A 15,464-nucleotide genomic window follows, 5' to 3' on the forward strand; every position below is an offset into this window, starting at 1 on the left:
GCTTTGAGGGGTTAAATGTTACAGGTTTGTAAAAATAATATTTTATATAGGGCATTTTAATATATGGGCATTATATCTTTGCGAAAAAAACAATGAATATTCCCGAAACTGGTGTGCCTAGAATCGTGATAATTGGTGGCGGTTTTGCCGGTATTAATTTAGCAAAAAAACTAGGTAACAAACACGTGCAAGTAGTGCTTATTGATAAACGCAACTACCATACCTTCCAGCCCTTATTATATCAAGTGTCATCGGCAGGATTGGAGCCCGATTCGATTGCCTACCCACTTAGGAAAGTGATAAAGCGTTATAGAAACTCCTATTTCCGAATGGCTAAAGTGTATGCTATTGATGCCGAAGTTAAAGAAATCTCAACCAATATTGGCAAACTAAAATACGATTATCTGGTAATTGCCACTGGAACCACCACCAATTATTTTGGAAACAAGGCGATTGAAGCCAACAGCATGCCCATGAAAAAGGTGCCACAGGCATTGAATATTCGCAGTTTGATCTTGCAAAATTTTGAACAAGCTGCCATAACAAACGATAAGGCCATGCGCAAGGCCCTTTTAAACTTCGTTATCGTGGGCGGTGGGCCAACAGGTGTCGAGCTTGCCGGCGCCATTGCCGAACTTAAAAACCATATTTTGCCCAAGGATTACCGCGACCTGATTCCTGCCGATATGCAAATTTATTTGTTGGAAGGCAGTCCGCGCGTGTTGCCAACCATGAGCGAGTTTGCCTCAAAAAAGGCAGCGAGGTTTTTAAGGGAATTGGGGGTGTTGGTGCATTGCAACACCTTTGTAAAAGATTATGATGGCAAAACGGTTAAAACTAATTTAAGTCTGGAATTGGAGTCTGAAACCTTAATTTGGGCTGCGGGTGTAACAGGTGATATTGTGAAAGGGCTGCGTGCCGATGCACAGGTGGAACGTGCAAATCGTTATAGGGTTAATGAGTATAATTTGGTGGAAGGCTATACCGATATTTTTGCGTTGGGCGACATCGCTTTGATGGTTACCGAAGACTACCCCAAAGGGCATCCGCAAGTGGCGCAACCGGCCATACAACAGGCGCAACTTTTGGGTAAAAATATCCTTAAATTAATTGATGGAAAACCACTAAAAAAATTCAAGTATATCGATAAAGGTTCGATGGCAACCGTAGGAAGAAACAAGGCGGTCGTGGATTTGAAACACTACCGATTTGGAGGTTTTTTTGCGTGGTTTATTTGGATGTTTGTACACCTAATGGCCATGGTTGGTTTTAGGAATAGAGTGCTGGTTTTTGTTAATTGGAGCTACAATTACATCAATTTTGATAAAGCGGCACGCCTTATTATTCGTCCGTTCAAGAAGTTAAATTAAATATTTAATTAAAATATATTAATTATTTGGTAATTATTATATTAAATAAAGTGTATAGATTTTGTCTATTGTGGTTATTTAAGGCTGAAACTGGTGTGATTTGGGTTTTTTAAGGAGGAAAGCCCATTGAAACTATAATTAAAAACCAGCACTTCCAAAATATAGAAATCAACAGAAAACGTATCGAAGTTATAAAAAAATTACGACCTAAAAAATTAAATTTTTAGGCTTGTTTTGGCATTGGTTTTTAGACTATGAATTTTCATCATCCGCAACAAAACACCACCACTTATAAGGTTAAAAAAAGATGGAAATAATCGCTAAAAAATTCCCAAAAAAAGAGTGCTGAAAAAGAAAAAAACAGCTGGTTAAAAACATATTTTTTAGGAAGATTTTTTATGCCCACCAACAACCAAAACAACGATGGTTTTTAAAAGAAAAAGTTGGTTAAAAGAGGTCCTTTTTTTTAGTTGATTTTCGAATTTAAAATTTAGAATAGGGCAATTGGCATTTGAAATTTTGAAGTTTTTTTCAGTTCATCCTGCTATTTTTACAGTTCGGTAAGTATTCGTTTTTCATGGGTTGGTTATGCTTCAACTTTGTGGCATCATAAAAAATAACCATTCATTTTAACATGAAACCATTTTTCTTCATTATCAGTTTTATACTTTCAAACGCCTCAATGGCACAGACCATACTTAACGGAACGGTAACCGATGTAAAAGGGCTTCCCATACCGGGTGCCAATATTTATTTAAGCGGCACCTATGATGGAAGTACGACCAATGAACAAGGTGCTTTTTTGTTTAAAACCACCGAAACGGGTACGCAAACTTTAGTAATCTCTTTCATGTCTTTTGAAACGTTTACAATGGCAGCCGATGTGATTCACATGAAAAACCTGAAAGTTATACTCCATGAAAATGTCAATACCCTAGATGCGGTGGTGCTTTCCGCAGGTACTTTTCAAGCGGGCGACCAAAGTAAGCTAAACGTTTTAAAACCCATGGACATCGTTACCACCGCTAGTGCTTTGGGCGATTTTGTGGGCGCTCTTCAAACCTTGCCCGGAACCACCACGGTGGCCGAAGACGGTAGGTTGTTTGTGCGGGGCGGCGATGCCGAGGAAACCCAAATTTTTATTGATGGCATCCGTGTTTTTGCACCATATACCCCAACAACCAATAATACGCCTACTCGCGGACGCTTTTCGCCATTTTTGTTTGATGGTATTACTTTTTCAACAGGGGGGTATTCGGCTGAATTCGGGCAAGCCTTATCAAGTGTGTTGTTGTTGAATACAGTTGATGAACCCGACCAAAACAAAACCGATATTGGCATGATGAGCCTGGGTGCTAGTGTTGGCAATACCCAAAAATGGTACAAAAGTTCGTTGAGCGTGAACGCATCTTATGTTAATTTAGCACCGTATAATGCTGTTTTTTCAAGTAGAAATAAGTGGGAAAAACCTTTTGAAACTGTGTCGGGTGAAGCGGTATTCCGGAAAAAAACAGATTCAGGATTGTTTAAATTATATGGGGCGTTTGATGCGACCCAATTTGAATTAACGCAGGAAGATATTAATTACAGCAACGGTGTCCACTTTAAGCTGAACAATAAAAACTTTTATTTGAATGGTTCTTATGAAGCGGAATTAAATGCTACTTGGTCGTATTTTGCAGGTACCAGTTTCACTTATGCAACTAACAATTTGGATATTATTGATAGTGCCATTGCAAGTGTTGAAAAATCAATGCATACCAAACTTAAATTCAAAAACCGTATAAGCAATCATTTTAAACTTTATTTTGGAGCTGAGTATTTCTCTACCAAATTCACGGAAAACTACAAGAATCGCTCTTTAAACGCTGTTGATTACGGGCATAATGATGATTTAGCGGCAACATTTGCGGAAGCCGATATATTCCTTTCAAAAAAAATAGCTTTTAAAACGGGTTTGCGAACGGAATATAGCCCGTTGTTTAACGATTTTACCGTGGCACCCCGACTTGCCTTAGCCTACAAAACCACTGGCCATAGTCAGTTGTCACTAGCTTATGGCCATTTTTACCAAAACCCGGGCAACAATGTTTTAAAGTTTAATCAAAAATTAAAGTCCCAACATGCAGCACATTACATTTTGAACTACCAATATAACTGCAACAAAACACTTTTTAGGGCAGAAGCTTATTATAAAGATTATGCTCAATTAGTAAAGTATGATACAGATGTTGCCAGCTTCAACAGTGTATTTAATAACGGCGGTTTCGGATTTGCAAAAGGTATCGATTTTTTTTGGCGCGATAATAAAAGTTTTAAAAACCTCGATTATTGGATCAGTTATTCGCTTTTAGATACAGAACGCGATTACCAAAATTATCCCAAAGCGGCTCAACCCAATTATGCAAACACCCATAATTTATCGGTAGTTGGTAAGTATTGGATTAACAATTGGCGCAGTCAAGTTGGCTTTAGTTATGCGATGGCCTCTGGTAGAACCTTTACAAACCCCAATAAACCTGGTTTTTTAAACGATAAAACCAAAATTTATAATAACCTAAGTGTCAATTGGGCCTATTTGATAAGTCCGCAAAAAATACTGTATGCCTCTGTAAACAATGTGCTGGGGCTAAAGAACACACATGGTTATCACTATGCCAATACGCCTGATGCACAAGGCCATTTTAACCGGCGCGCCTTGCAACCTGCTGCCGATCAGTTCTTTTTTGTGGGCTTCTTCTGGACCATTAGTGCCGATAAAAAAAGCAATCAGTTGGATAATTTGTAGAGTATCTTGATTTGTGAACTTGAAGGGTTTTTCATGGCAAAACATCTTTTTCATTGTTAAAAAAACGTTTTATTTAGGTGTTAATCGTTTTCTTAAGCATATCTTATTCACTGATAAGTTTTTAGGTCTAAATTCGAGAATTACAAAATTAGTGGCACTTTTTTTATTAATATGATAATTATCATACTTGTTTACTGATAATCCTTGTATTTTTGATAGTATAAAAATGAGCAGTTATGTCAATCAGGAAAAATCCACAAATGGATATAGGCAGAAATAGCAGTATTTATTTTGCTATTGGCCTTAATTTAATGTTGCTGTTAACGTGGCGGCTTTTAGAGTATAAAAGCTACGATAAGGCAAACATTTCTTTGGACGTTTTAAACATGGAAGCCGAGGTTGAAACGGATATTCCAGTAGTTAACGTTAATACGCCACCACCGCCACCGCCGCCAGCAGCGCTTAGCGAAAACATCCAGATTGTTGACGATGTTAAGGAAGTAGAGGAAACGGTGATTGAAAGTAGCGAAACCAACCAAACTGAGGCTATTGCAGAACGTGTTGTAAAAGTGGCCGAGGTTAAGGTTGCACAAGTTGAAGAAGAAGTTGAGGTCGCTTTTGCGGTTATTGAAGATGTGCCCGTTTTTCCGGGATGCGAAGGCTTATCAAAAAGTGAAACCAAGGATTGCTTTCAACGAAAAGTACAAGAACATGTTGTTAAAAATTTCCGATACCCCGAAACAGCCCTGGAGATGGGCATACAAGGGCGGGTTTCAGTAATTTTTATGATAGACTCTAAAGGCTATACCACCAATGTACGCTCTAGGGGTCCGGACAAAATTTTAGAAGCAGAAGCAGAACGCATTATCAGTTTGTTGCCCAAAATGCAACCGGGCAAACAACGCGGAAAACCTGTAAAGGTATCGTATGCAGTGCCCATCTTCTTCAAATTTCAAGAAGGATAATATTTGAATTGTTATATAATTATTATTAGTCAAAAAAAAATCAAGCGGCCTAGTCAACCCTTGATTTTTTTTGTTTATGCCTCTTTGCTACTCGTGCTCCTGTTCAATGAAAATGCAATGCCTGCAATAAGCGATAGGGCAATAAAGGCCAGTGATACCCATTCAGGAAAATGAAGGTGGTGCGCCAGTATAAGCTTTATGCCAACAAAAATAAGTATTGCAACCAAGCTGTATTTTAGATAGCTAAATTTGGTAAGCATATTGGCCAAAAAGAAATACATGGATCGTAACCCTAAAATGGCGAAAATATTAGAGCTAAACACTAAAAAAGGATCTGAGGTAATGGCCAATATGGCCGGCACACTATCAAGGGCAAATAAAATATCTGTAAATTCAATTATTATCAAAGCAATAAATAAGGGGGTTGCCGCCGTTATATGTCGCATTTTCACAAAAAATTTCTCACCTTCCATCTGTGCCGTTATGGGCATCACTTTCCGTAAGTTTCTATAAACAAATGATTTTTTCGGATTGAAATGCGCTTCCTTAGAAAACAGCATCTTTAAAGCGGTAAAAATTAAAAACGCTCCAAAAACGTAGGTTGTAAAACTGAATTTTTTTATCAGTACCACCCCAAAAAATATCATCAACGCCCTAAAAACAATGGCACCCAAAATGCCCCAAAACAAAACCCTGTGCTGGTATTTTTGAGGAATTCGAAAGGAGGAAAAGATTACGGCAATTACAAAAATATTATCAATACTTAGGGAAAGCTCTATTAAATAACCAGTTATGTATTTAATAGTGGCATCCATCGGTTTTAGTCCATCCACATTGTCGATATTGCCGGTGCTGTACAACCAGTAGATAACGCCCGAAAACAGGAGGGATAGCGACACCCATATTCCAGTCCATATTGAAGCTTCCTTAACGCTAATAACGTGTGGAGTTCGGTTAAAAACGCCTAAATCCAAAGCCAAAAAAATAAGTACCCCTACAATAAATAAGCCCCAAACAAGCATAATAACATCATTTTAGGGTTCAAAAATACCTATTGGGTTTATACAAAAAAAGAAATATGGGTTAAATTTTTTCCGATTTAACCATTGAGAATATGAATTGGGGTTGGTGGCTCGATATGTTCGTTGCAACAGTGGTTTTTCGGTACAACGGTTTTTAAACCATCGCGGTTTGGCTTTTATACATTTCATCAATAAAAAACAACAATTCGGCAATTAGTATTTTAAAAAGCTTAATTTGTGTTGGATATTTGTCATGTTATTAAAAAAACCAGTATGCGACTAGAATTTAAACTATTGAGTTTGTTTTTAATGGGAATGATTTCCTTAAATGCACAACAAAAGAACGAAACCTTCGATGTTACCGTAAACATTTCCAATTTTAAAAACAATAAAGGGTTGGCGCTGGTATCACTTTGTAACACCAAGGAAACTTTTTTGGTTGGTGGCATAAAATCTGCCAAATTGAAAATAACGAATAAGTCTTGCAGTATTACCTTTAAGGATTTACCCAAGGGCACTTATGCTATTTCCATGTTTCACGATGAAAATGAAAACAATAAATTGAACACCAATTTTTTGGGGATACCAAAAGAATCGTACGGGTGTTCAAATAATGCCAGAGGGCATTTTGGGCCTCCAAAATGGGAAGACGCCAAGTTTGAAATAAACCACAGCAACATCATCCAAAACATTAAACTTTAAAAGAACAAAGCAGATGAAAAAATTGAGCATAGTTATATTGGTGTTAATTTCAACCCTTGCAAAAGCACAAACCAATTACGAGCAGGGTATGCAAAAAGCCTTTCAGCTTTGGGGAACCAACCCAACCGAGGCCTCAAATATGTTCGAGCGCATTGCCAGCGCAGAACCCGATAACTGGTTGCCGTTTTATTATGCGGCGCAAGTGAATATAGTGAGCAGTTTTGGTGAAAAAAATGAAGAAAAACTAGCGGCATTACTTAAAAAGGCGCAAGATTTAATAAACGATGCCACGGCCATTTCAAAAAACAATCCAGAAATTTTGGTATTGCAGGCTTTGTTGCACACTGCTTGGATCGCTTTTGATGGCGCCACGTATGGCATGACCTTGTCTGGCAAAATAGTGGATTTATATGCTAAAGCCGAAGTGCTAGCGCCCGAAAATCCGCGTGTCGTGTATTGTAAGGCTGAATGGAATATGGGAAGTGCCCGCTATTTTGGGCAGGACACCGCAGCGTTTTGTAAGGACTTAGAACGTGCCGTGCAACTTTTTGCTACCTTTAAACCAGAAACGCCTTTTGGCCCAAATTGGGGAAAAGACCGTGCAGAAACCTTGTTGCAATCTTGTAAATAATCATTGGTATTTAAGAGGGTCATGGTGAAATTAAAAAAATCAATCGTTTTAAGTTTTATAATTGGTTGTGCCGTTTTTGTATTAGGAAACGCACTTTCAACAAACAGTTTCGATTTTAAAAACCTAAACGAGTTTTTAATTGATTTTTCTATGTACCAGCTTTATAGCTTCGTTCTTGGAATGGGAAATATGTACTTTTTCGGTTACTTGGAGCAAATACCATGGAAAAATGAGGATAGGATAAAACGCATCGTTCTAGGAATTGTAGGTTCAACGGTATTGACCTTAATGGGTTTGTTCTTCATTAGGGGCTTTATTTCGGTAGCTTTTTATGGCAAGTCGGTTGAAGGTTTTTTGGCCAACGAGAAATTTGCATACTACCAGTTTGGATTGTGGATAACCCTAACCATCGTTATCATTTTCCACGTTGTTTATTTTTACAATCGCTACCAACAAAGCAAAATAAAGGAACAAAAGGTTATCGCGGGTACGGCAAGTGCAAAGTTCGACGCGCTAAAAAATCAATTGGACCCCCACTTTCTGTTCAACAGTTTAAATGTGCTTACCAGTTTAATTGAAGAAAACCCCGAAAATGCCCAAAAATTTACTACTTCGTTATCCAAAGTATATCGGTATGTATTGGAACAGAAAAACAAGGAACTGGTTTCGGTTGATGAGGAATTGGAATTTGCCAAAACCTATATGTCGCTTTTAAAAATGCGTTTCGAGGACAGCATCATTTTCGACATTCCCGAAAAAGCCATCAACCCCGAAAGTAAAGTGGTGCCACTTTCGCTGCAACTACTTTTGGAAAACGCCGTAAAACATAACATTGTTACCACTACCAAACCATTGCACATAAAAATTTATGAGGCTAATGATGCTTTGGTGGTAGAAAACAATTTACAGTCCAAACAAATAGTAAAAAAGAGTAGCGGTGTAGGGTTAAGCAATATCATGCAGCGTTACGACCTATTAACCAATAGAAAAATTAATATTAACAAAGAAGCAAACCGGTTTGCAGTTGCCATTCCCATGCTTACAAAACAAATTTACACTATGGAAACCAAACAACCATTTAGCGAGCAGGACGCATACATGAAAGCAAAAAAACGCGTTGAAGAAATCAAGAATTTTTACTCCAATCTATTATCCTATTGCTTAGTCATTCCATTTTTAATATTTATAAATTACAAAACCTTCTGGGGGTTCCAGTGGTTTTGGTTCCCCATGTTGGGCTGGGGCATGGGCTTAACTTTTCACGGATTTAGTGTCTTTGGCTACGGAAAATCATGGGAAGAGCGTAAAATTCAGGAAATACTCGATAAAGAAGCATCATCAAACAACAAAACATGGAACTAATGGCACCAAATTTTATAGAAAACGACCGTTACGAACGCGCTGCAAAACGTGTAAAGCGCATCCGTGGCTTTTACTCGCATGCCGTTGTGTATGTGGTTATCAATATCATGATTGTTATCATCAACATTCAAAATTTAGGAGCGGGCGAGACCTATTTTCAATGGCACAATTTTATAACCTTGATCTTTTGGGGCATTGGTTTGATGGCGCACGGACTTTCTGTTTTTATGCCGAATATCATCTTGGGAAAAGATTGGGAAGAGCGTAAAATAAAGGAACTTATGGAAAAGGACAAAAAGCCTTGGAAGTGATTTCAGTAGCGCGCCCGGGTTCCAGTAAAAACTCTGTGAATCTCTGATGAACCACCTCAAATAAACAACCAAAAAACCATGAAAGTAATCATTATTGAAGACGAAAAGCCATCAGCACGCCGGTTACAGCGTATGTTGGCAACTTTAAACCTGCAGGCAGAAACCATGCTACACTCCGTTGAAGAATCCATCCAATGGTTTGAAAACAACCCGCATCCAGATTTGATTTTTTTGGACATTCAGTTAAGCGACGGACTTTCCTTCGAGATTTTTGAGGCTGTTGAAATTAATTCGGCCGTTATTTTTACCACAGCTTATGATGCGTATGCGCTTCAAGCTTTCAAACTAAATAGCATCGATTACTTGTTAAAGCCCATTGATGACAACGAGTTGGCCAAAGCCGTAAAAAAATACCAAGAGCGTTTGCCACAAAAACAGGCCGTTACTTTAGATTTTAACGATATTAAAAAATTGCTCATCAACCCGATTGACCGCGAATATAAAAAACGTTTTTCGGTAAAAGTGGGCCAACATTTAAAACTGATTAACATTGATGAGATTGAGTGTTTTTACAGCGAAAACAAAGGCACTTATTTGCACACTTCCGATGGCAGGAATTATTTATTGGACACTACTTTAGAACTTTTGGAAAACGAACTGGAACCGCAAACCTTTTTCCGCATTAACCGAAAGTTTTTTGTAAACATACATGCCATCAAAGATATGGTAAGTTATACCAATTCGCGCCTGCAAATAAAGCTAAACTCGTATAAAGATGATGAGGTGGTGGTTGCGCGCGAACGCGTAAAAGATTTTAAGGCTTGGTTGGAATAGGGCTTCTATTGAATAACGTTTTTCAGGAAAAATTTAGTTTCTTAAAATCTTTTCCATTTTTTTGCCTTTGGCCAATTCGTCAACCAGTTTGTCTAAGTACCTTACTTGTTTGGTTAATGTGTTTTCAATGTCCTCTATTCGGTAACCACAAATAACGCCCTTAATTAAATGGGCCTTTGGGTTTAAATGGGCTTCCTCAAAAAAGGTTTTAAAAGTTGCCTTTTCGTCTATAAAGGTTTGTATCTTGATTTTGTTAAAGCCTGTTAGCCATTCTATTACCTGTTGTAATTCCTCTACAGTCCTCCCTTTTTTTTCAACTTTTGTAACATAATGTGGATATACCGAAGCGAATAACATGGAAGCAATTCGGTTGTTATGTTCGGTTGTTGGTTTCATGTTTCTTTTGAATTTAAAAAAAATGATAGTGGGTTTGTTAGACATTATATAAAATCGTTCAATACAATTCTAGCCCTAAACGAAATTAGTAGAAACTTTTTACAAAATCACGAGGTCAATTTTAAAATTAAGCTATTTCTTCCGCAGTTCAAACAAATCTTTTCGGCGGTCGCGTAAATTTCTAACGCTACCAAATTGGTTAAGCTCGCGCAGTAAATCAATGTCAACATCGGCAATTAATATCATTTCGGTATTGGTGGTTGCCTCGGCCTTAATGCCATTGGCTGGAAAGGCAAAATCGCAGGGTGTAAATACCATCGATTGTGCAAACTGTATATCCATATTGTGCACTTTTGGTAGGTTGCCAACGCTACCGGCTATGGCAACATAACATTCGTTTTCTATGGCGCGGGCTTGTGCACAGTGGCGCACGCGGGAGTAGCCATTTTGTGTATCGGTTAAAAAGGGCACGAATAATATGTCCATGCCTTCATCGGCCAGAATACGGCTTAGTTCCGGGAACTCCGAATCGTAACATATTAAAATGCCTATCTTTCCGCAGTCGGTATCAAAAGTTCTTAATTCATTGCCGCCTTGCATGCCCCAAACCTTGGCTTCATCGGGGGTAACATGTAGTTTTTCGTAGCGTTCGGTACTGCCATCGCGTTTGCATAAATAGCCCACGTTATATAACAGGTCGCCTCGTAATTCTGGCATGCTGCCCGTAATGATATTGATGTTGTACGAAATGGCAAATTCCGAAAACTTTTTCACAATGGAGGGGGTGTGTGTTGCCAATTCCCTTATGGCTTCACTTTCGCTCATGTGATTGTGATCGGCCATTAATGGGGCGTTAAAAAACTCTGGAAATAAGGCGAAATCGGAGCGATATGCCGATACGGAATCGATAAAGAATTCGGCTTGCTGCATCAATTCTTCCATCCCTTTATATAAGCGCATTTGCCATTGTATCAGGCCCAAGCGTACTATTTTCTTTTTGGTTATGGCCTTGTTGGTTTTCTTTTCGTAATAAATATTGTCCCATTCCAAAAGTACCGCAAACTCATTGGAGGCTATGTCGCCCTGCAAATAACCTTTTAATATCTTGGAAGGATGGAAATCGTTGGAGATTTGAAAGTTTAAAACAGGATCGTGTATTTCTTTCCTACGCACTTTTTCTATATATTCCTTGGGCGATAGTTGATTGGCATATTTGTGGTAATTTGGTATGCGTCCACCAAAGGCAATACCCCGCAGGTTTAGGCGTTCGGTTAGTTCTTTTCTGTAATCGTACAAACGTCTGCCAAGGCGCAAACCGCGGTATTCCTTTTTTATGAACACATCAATTCCATACAAGACATCGCCTCGGTTGGTATGGGTACTAAAGGTGAAATTTCCTGTAATATCTTCGTAAGTATGGTGGTCGTCAAATTGGTTGTAATCTAAAATTATCGATAAAGCACAACCCGCCAACTGTCCATTTACTTTTATAACCACCTGACCCTCAGGAAATTTTTCAATTAAAGATTTTATATGGTATTTTCTCCAGTAAGATCCTGGCATGTTGGCATAGGCCTCTATCATTACATCTTTAAGCTCTTGGTAGTCTTCTAAAGTTAGGTACTTTAGTTCTATGTTTTCAATGTCATGTATCATCTGCGAATTTTTTAAAAAGTAAATTTTGAACCAAATACAAGCAATTACTTATATGGTAACAAGCTGTTATTTAGTAGGTTTAGGTTTTGAAAAGTTTTTGCTGAAAAAATCAGCAGCAACAATATCAAGTAAATTTAATGAAAATTTAGAGTATGGGGTTATTGTTTTTTCATAAACTGCCTAATGGCCACCCATTGTTTAAGCATGTCCCTAGCATCTTGTGCGGGGTAGCCCAAAACGGTTTTTCCCGCTTCTACATCGCCCATAACGCCCGATCCCGCACCTACGGTAGCACCCGAATGGATGGTGGTATGGTCTTTTATAGAAGCACTGCCACCAATAATAACGCCATCGCCCAAGGTTACCGAACCAGCGAGTCCGCTGTGTCCGGCCATGATGCAGAACCGCCCCATTACACTGTTGTGGGCTATTTGTACGAGGTTGTCGATTTTGCAGCCATCTCCAATAATGGTGGAACTGAATTTCGCCCGATCTACGCACGAATTGGCGCCAATTTCAACATAATGCCCAATAATAACATTGCCAATTTGCGGTATTTTTACCAAACCTCGGCCATCATCACTGGGCCTGTAACCAAAACCATCGGCGCCAATACTTACGTTGGTATGAAAAATACAGTTGCTGCCAATGATACAACGCTCGCGAATAACCGTTCCCGACCAAACTACGGTATTATCGCCAATGGTGGTTTCGTCAAAAACGCACACATTGGGGTATAGAATCACGTTTTTTCCTAATTCAACATCTTTACCAATATAGCAATTTGCGCCAATTTTGCAACCACTGCCAATAGTTGCTGTGGTGTGTACGACCGCTGTTGGGTGTATATCGGTATCGAATACGAGTGCTGGCGGATTGAACAATTCCAAGACTTTTGCCATGGCTAAATCGGCATTTTTTACTTTTATCAACGCTTGTCCCTCACCGGGTTCTAGGGCTAAGGTATCATTTACAATAACGGCACAGGCTTTTGAGGCGGCCCATAGTTTTGCGTGTTTTGCACTTCCTATATAGGTAATATGGAAACTTTCAGCATTTTGTAATTGTTCAGGGCCCGTTATTTTTTGCGTGGTGTTGCCAATAAGTTCACCCTTTAAAATGGCGTTAATTTCTGATACCGTATAAGTTGTCATTCGTTTTTTGGTTGGTTTGTTTTTGTGAAGGTAATAGAAAAAGTTGCAATTAATTAATATTCTTTAGAATAAAACGGAATTTGCCCCTGTTTTATGAACAAAACCAACAACCTAATGCGCTATGGCACATTTAATTTTCTTGATTGTATAGGGATACAAAAAGTTTGGTTATCCGTTCTTACAGCTTTCGGTAAAAAAGAGAATCAGTCTTCAATTCTGTTATCATCAAAGGCAGATGGCAGCAATTTAGGGATGAATTTTACAACCAAAGGGAGTAATAAGGCGCCACCGGGCAATAAAAATATAGCCAAACTAGGGATTGATTTAAAAATGTCGAGCAACTGTTCCTGGACTTTTTTTTGTTCCTTGGGCGTTAAATCGCGTTTGGTCGATTGGGTAAGCAAAACCATCAGTTCTTTACTGTCCTTTAACTCTTGGTATAAACGTTTGCTGTTTCTAACAATCAATTTTTTCACCATTTTGCTGGAGTTGTTGTAAAAACTTTTCGCTAGGTTATTGGTGTTTAAAAGCGCAATCTCATCTTTATGTAGCATATAAAAACGGTTTACGGTTTTAATGGATTGTTTAATGTAAATGGTATCAATTTGCAAATCGGTGCTCAAATCGATTAAAAATAATTCCTCCTTTTTTTCAATGGTCTTATCGGTCCAACTGGCCATACATGCTAAGTCCAAAACATAGTATTTTTCTAATTGGGTCTTCATGTTTTTTATGGCGTCGGTATATGCCATGGGCTTACTGTTGCGGTACCTTAATGAAGATTCAAACAATTTGATTAAGCTTTCATCATATTGGTTTTTCGATGTTTTGGCGTGCAATGCGCTTAGTGCAATGGTTTCAATGGCCGCTTCCAAATTCTTAATATATTCAATGGAAAGGGTTTCGTTCTTTAAATATTCCTGATAGGCCAATACATCAACATAAAGCAACACGTTTATTAAGAAGTAGTTGAAGTTTTTTGTGATGAAGTTATCATCAATTTGAATGCGTTTTTGAATGATTTTCTCTAGTTGCTCACTCGATTTTTTTTCACCCAACAAATCATTGAAAAAGGATGTTTTAAGTTCGTTTATTTCGGTGTAAAAATTAATGACACTTTCAATAAAGGGTTTTTCGGTATGGGCGTTTGCGTGGGTATAAAGAAGCGCTAAGCATAAATTTGTTTTTGAAAGCTCTTCGTCGGTAAAATCCTTGTTCAAAACAACATGGCACACCACGTCAAAATTACTTCCATAAATAAAGCCGCAATCTCTTAGCGCATTGTAAAACGTTTCGCTTTCAACGTTCAAAAAAGAGTTGTTTTTAGCAGCTTCTTTTAGTAATTTCTTAATCCAGCCATTACCCGATGGGTTCATAGTTTTAGTGTATTTACAGGTACAAAAGTAATGTATTAACACTGGTATTTGCAATTATTTTATATAGCAAAATTATTAACAAACCCAGTATCAAAATTTGGGCATGGGTCTGTTTTTGGGAACAAGCTAGTCAATAAAAAACCAACATTTTAAAAAAAAGAAGACAAAAAGGGTTGTTGGGGCAACAACGTTAAAGGTTTTATTGCTACCGTAAACCAGAAAGGGTTTAAAAACATGGTGCAAATGCACTAAATAAATTTTGTTTGAATGGCAAAAAAAAAGCAACTCGTTAAAGTTGCTTTTTTGCTAGTTGTTCTACTCAATAATACCGCCACAACTTATGCGGCCACCGGCATCGCCCGTGGGTTGTGTTGTAAAATCATCTTTGCCAGTATGTACAATTATACCTTTGCCAATAATGTTTTTGGTTTCATCGGCACAACCTATGCACCATTCGTTGGTTGACATAGAGATGCTGCCATTGCCTTGTTCATCAGCGGTAAAATTACCAATATCGCCTTTGTGGTAGCCGGTTTCTGCACCCCATTTTCCATGCGGTTGTTTGGTAGGGTTCCAATGGCCACCTGCTGAACTGCCATCAGGCGATGAACAATCAGACGATTCATGGATGTGTATGGCATGTTCACCAGGTTCTAAACCGCTTAGCGTTGCCTTCATATTTACAACGCCATTTTCTTCAGTAAAAACAACGGTTCCACTTACATTGCTTTCGCTTTTTGCCATCAGGTTTACCACAACTTCTTTTAGTGTTTGTACTTGGGTTTCAACTGGTTTTGCTTCCGTAGTTTCCGCTGTTTTTTTCTCGTTTTTGCACGATACGATGCTTAACAACGATAGGCTAATTACAAAAATACTTGCTTTCTTCATTTTTATTAT

Annotated in this window: 15 protein-coding genes; 9 read left to right on the forward strand and 6 right to left on the reverse strand. The window is 38.3% G+C overall.

Annotated elements, in window-relative coordinates:
* Positions 1-92 precede the first annotated feature (92 nt).
* From GQO80_RS08250 to GQO80_RS08260, 3 genes are all read left to right on the forward strand, one after another.
* Positions 93-1,370, forward strand: a complete 1,278-nt coding sequence (locus GQO80_RS08250; protein ID WP_157207874.1) for an NAD(P)/FAD-dependent oxidoreductase — start codon at positions 93-95, stop codon at positions 1,368-1,370.
* A 634-nt stretch (positions 1,371-2,004) separates the two neighbouring features.
* Positions 2,005-4,158 (forward strand): TonB-dependent receptor, encoded by a 2,154-nt coding sequence (locus tag GQO80_RS08255; protein ID WP_157207875.1) that lies wholly within the window; start codon positions 2,005-2,007, stop codon positions 4,156-4,158.
* Between the two features lie 236 nt (positions 4,159-4,394).
* A complete protein-coding gene (locus GQO80_RS08260; RefSeq protein WP_157207876.1) occupies positions 4,395-5,123 on the forward strand; it encodes an energy transducer TonB in 729 nt (242 codons plus the stop codon).
* Positions 5,124-5,197: 74 nt separating this feature from the next.
* Here GQO80_RS08260 and GQO80_RS08265 read toward each other — a convergent pair whose 3' ends face one another.
* Entirely contained in the window at positions 5,198-6,145 is a 948-nt protein-coding gene (locus tag GQO80_RS08265; protein ID WP_157207877.1) for a TerC family protein, read from the reverse strand.
* A gap of 273 nt (positions 6,146-6,418) precedes the next feature.
* Here GQO80_RS08265 and GQO80_RS08270 point away from each other — a divergent pair, with 273 nt between their 5' ends.
* From GQO80_RS08270 to GQO80_RS08290, 5 genes are all read left to right on the forward strand, one after another.
* A complete protein-coding gene (locus GQO80_RS08270; protein WP_232333135.1) occupies positions 6,419-6,847 on the forward strand; it encodes a DUF2141 domain-containing protein in 429 nt (142 codons plus the stop codon).
* Positions 6,848-6,860: 13 nt separating this feature from the next.
* On the forward strand, positions 6,861-7,478 hold the full coding sequence (locus GQO80_RS08275) for a hypothetical protein (protein ID WP_157207878.1): 618 nt from the start codon (positions 6,861-6,863) through the stop codon (positions 7,476-7,478).
* A 21-nt stretch (positions 7,479-7,499) separates the two neighbouring features.
* Positions 7,500-8,840, forward strand: a complete 1,341-nt coding sequence (locus tag GQO80_RS08280) for a 2TM domain-containing protein (RefSeq protein ID WP_157207879.1) — start codon at positions 7,500-7,502, stop codon at positions 8,838-8,840.
* Entirely contained in the window at positions 8,840-9,151 is a 312-nt protein-coding gene (locus GQO80_RS08285; protein ID WP_157207880.1) for a 2TM domain-containing protein, read from the forward strand. Before GQO80_RS08280 ends, GQO80_RS08285 begins: the two co-directional genes overlap by 1 nt.
* Before the next feature lie 78 nt (positions 9,152-9,229).
* The gene (locus tag GQO80_RS08290) at positions 9,230-9,985 is read left to right on the forward strand and encodes a LytR/AlgR family response regulator transcription factor (protein ID WP_157207881.1); all 756 of its coding nucleotides are present in this window, start codon (positions 9,230-9,232) and stop codon (positions 9,983-9,985) included.
* Between the two features lie 33 nt (positions 9,986-10,018).
* Here the strand turns inward: GQO80_RS08290 and GQO80_RS08295 are convergent, their stop codons facing one another.
* Together GQO80_RS08295 and GQO80_RS08300 are read right to left on the reverse strand one after the other, a co-directional pair.
* Entirely contained in the window at positions 10,019-10,381 is a 363-nt protein-coding gene (locus GQO80_RS08295; RefSeq protein ID WP_157207882.1) for a DUF2200 domain-containing protein, read from the reverse strand.
* Between the two features lie 132 nt (positions 10,382-10,513).
* Entirely contained in the window at positions 10,514-12,037 is a 1,524-nt protein-coding gene (locus GQO80_RS08300; RefSeq protein ID WP_157207883.1) for a carbon-nitrogen hydrolase family protein, read from the reverse strand.
* A 25-nt stretch (positions 12,038-12,062) separates the two neighbouring features.
* Here GQO80_RS08300 and GQO80_RS08305 point away from each other — a divergent pair, with 25 nt between their 5' ends.
* A complete protein-coding gene (locus GQO80_RS08305) occupies positions 12,063-12,212 on the forward strand; it encodes a hypothetical protein (protein ID WP_157207884.1) in 150 nt (49 codons plus the stop codon).
* Here the strand turns inward: GQO80_RS08305 and lpxD are convergent.
* The 3 genes from lpxD to GQO80_RS08320 form a co-directional block, all read right to left on the reverse strand.
* Positions 12,196-13,191, reverse strand: a complete 996-nt coding sequence (lpxD, locus tag GQO80_RS08310) for a UDP-3-O-(3-hydroxymyristoyl)glucosamine N-acyltransferase (RefSeq protein ID WP_157207885.1) — start codon at positions 13,189-13,191, stop codon at positions 12,196-12,198. The two genes, GQO80_RS08305 and lpxD, sit on opposite strands and share 17 nt — an antisense overlap.
* A 203-nt stretch (positions 13,192-13,394) precedes the next feature.
* A complete protein-coding gene (locus tag GQO80_RS08315) occupies positions 13,395-14,567 on the reverse strand; it encodes an LETM1-related biofilm-associated protein (protein WP_157207886.1) in 1,173 nt (390 codons plus the stop codon).
* 315 nt (positions 14,568-14,882) lie between these two features.
* Positions 14,883-15,455 (reverse strand): superoxide dismutase family protein, encoded by a 573-nt coding sequence (locus GQO80_RS08320; protein WP_157207887.1) that lies wholly within the window; start codon positions 15,453-15,455, stop codon positions 14,883-14,885.
* Positions 15,456-15,464 lie beyond the last annotated feature (9 nt).

The sequence above is a fragment of the Mariniflexile maritimum genome, from assembly GCF_009746565.1.
Taxonomy (GTDB): Bacteria; Bacteroidota; Bacteroidia; order Flavobacteriales; family Flavobacteriaceae; genus Mariniflexile; species Mariniflexile maritimum.

Bases quoted from the DNA above. Each gene is read 5' to 3' on its own strand.
- GQO80_RS08260 (WP_157207876.1), top strand. From the start codon at position 4,395: ATGTCAATCAGGAAAAATCCACAAATGGATATAGGCAGAAATAGCAGT.
- GQO80_RS08255 (WP_157207875.1), top strand. From the start codon at position 2,005: ATGAAACCATTTTTCTTCATTATCAGTTTTATACTTTCAAACGCCTCA.
- GQO80_RS08290 (WP_157207881.1), top strand. From the start codon at position 9,230: ATGAAAGTAATCATTATTGAAGACGAAAAGCCATCAGCACGCCGGTTA.
- GQO80_RS08265 (WP_157207877.1), bottom strand. From the start codon at position 6,145: ATGCTTGTTTGGGGCTTATTTATTGTAGGGGTACTTATTTTTTTGGCT.
- GQO80_RS08295 (WP_157207882.1), bottom strand. From the start codon at position 10,381: ATGAAACCAACAACCGAACATAACAACCGAATTGCTTCCATGTTATTC.
- GQO80_RS08270 (WP_232333135.1), top strand. From the start codon at position 6,419: ATGCGACTAGAATTTAAACTATTGAGTTTGTTTTTAATGGGAATGATT.
- GQO80_RS08300 (WP_157207883.1), bottom strand. From the start codon at position 12,037: ATGATACATGACATTGAAAACATAGAACTAAAGTACCTAACTTTAGAA.
- GQO80_RS08250 (WP_157207874.1), top strand. From the start codon at position 93: ATGAATATTCCCGAAACTGGTGTGCCTAGAATCGTGATAATTGGTGGC.
- GQO80_RS08275 (WP_157207878.1), top strand. From the start codon at position 6,861: ATGAAAAAATTGAGCATAGTTATATTGGTGTTAATTTCAACCCTTGCA.
- lpxD (WP_157207885.1), bottom strand. From the start codon at position 13,191: ATGACAACTTATACGGTATCAGAAATTAACGCCATTTTAAAGGGTGAA.
- GQO80_RS08285 (WP_157207880.1), top strand. From the start codon at position 8,840: ATGGCACCAAATTTTATAGAAAACGACCGTTACGAACGCGCTGCAAAA.
- GQO80_RS08320 (WP_157207887.1), bottom strand. From the start codon at position 15,455: ATGAAGAAAGCAAGTATTTTTGTAATTAGCCTATCGTTGTTAAGCATC.
- GQO80_RS08280 (WP_157207879.1), top strand. From the start codon at position 7,500: ATGGTGAAATTAAAAAAATCAATCGTTTTAAGTTTTATAATTGGTTGT.
- GQO80_RS08315 (WP_157207886.1), bottom strand. From the start codon at position 14,567: ATGAACCCATCGGGTAATGGCTGGATTAAGAAATTACTAAAAGAAGCT.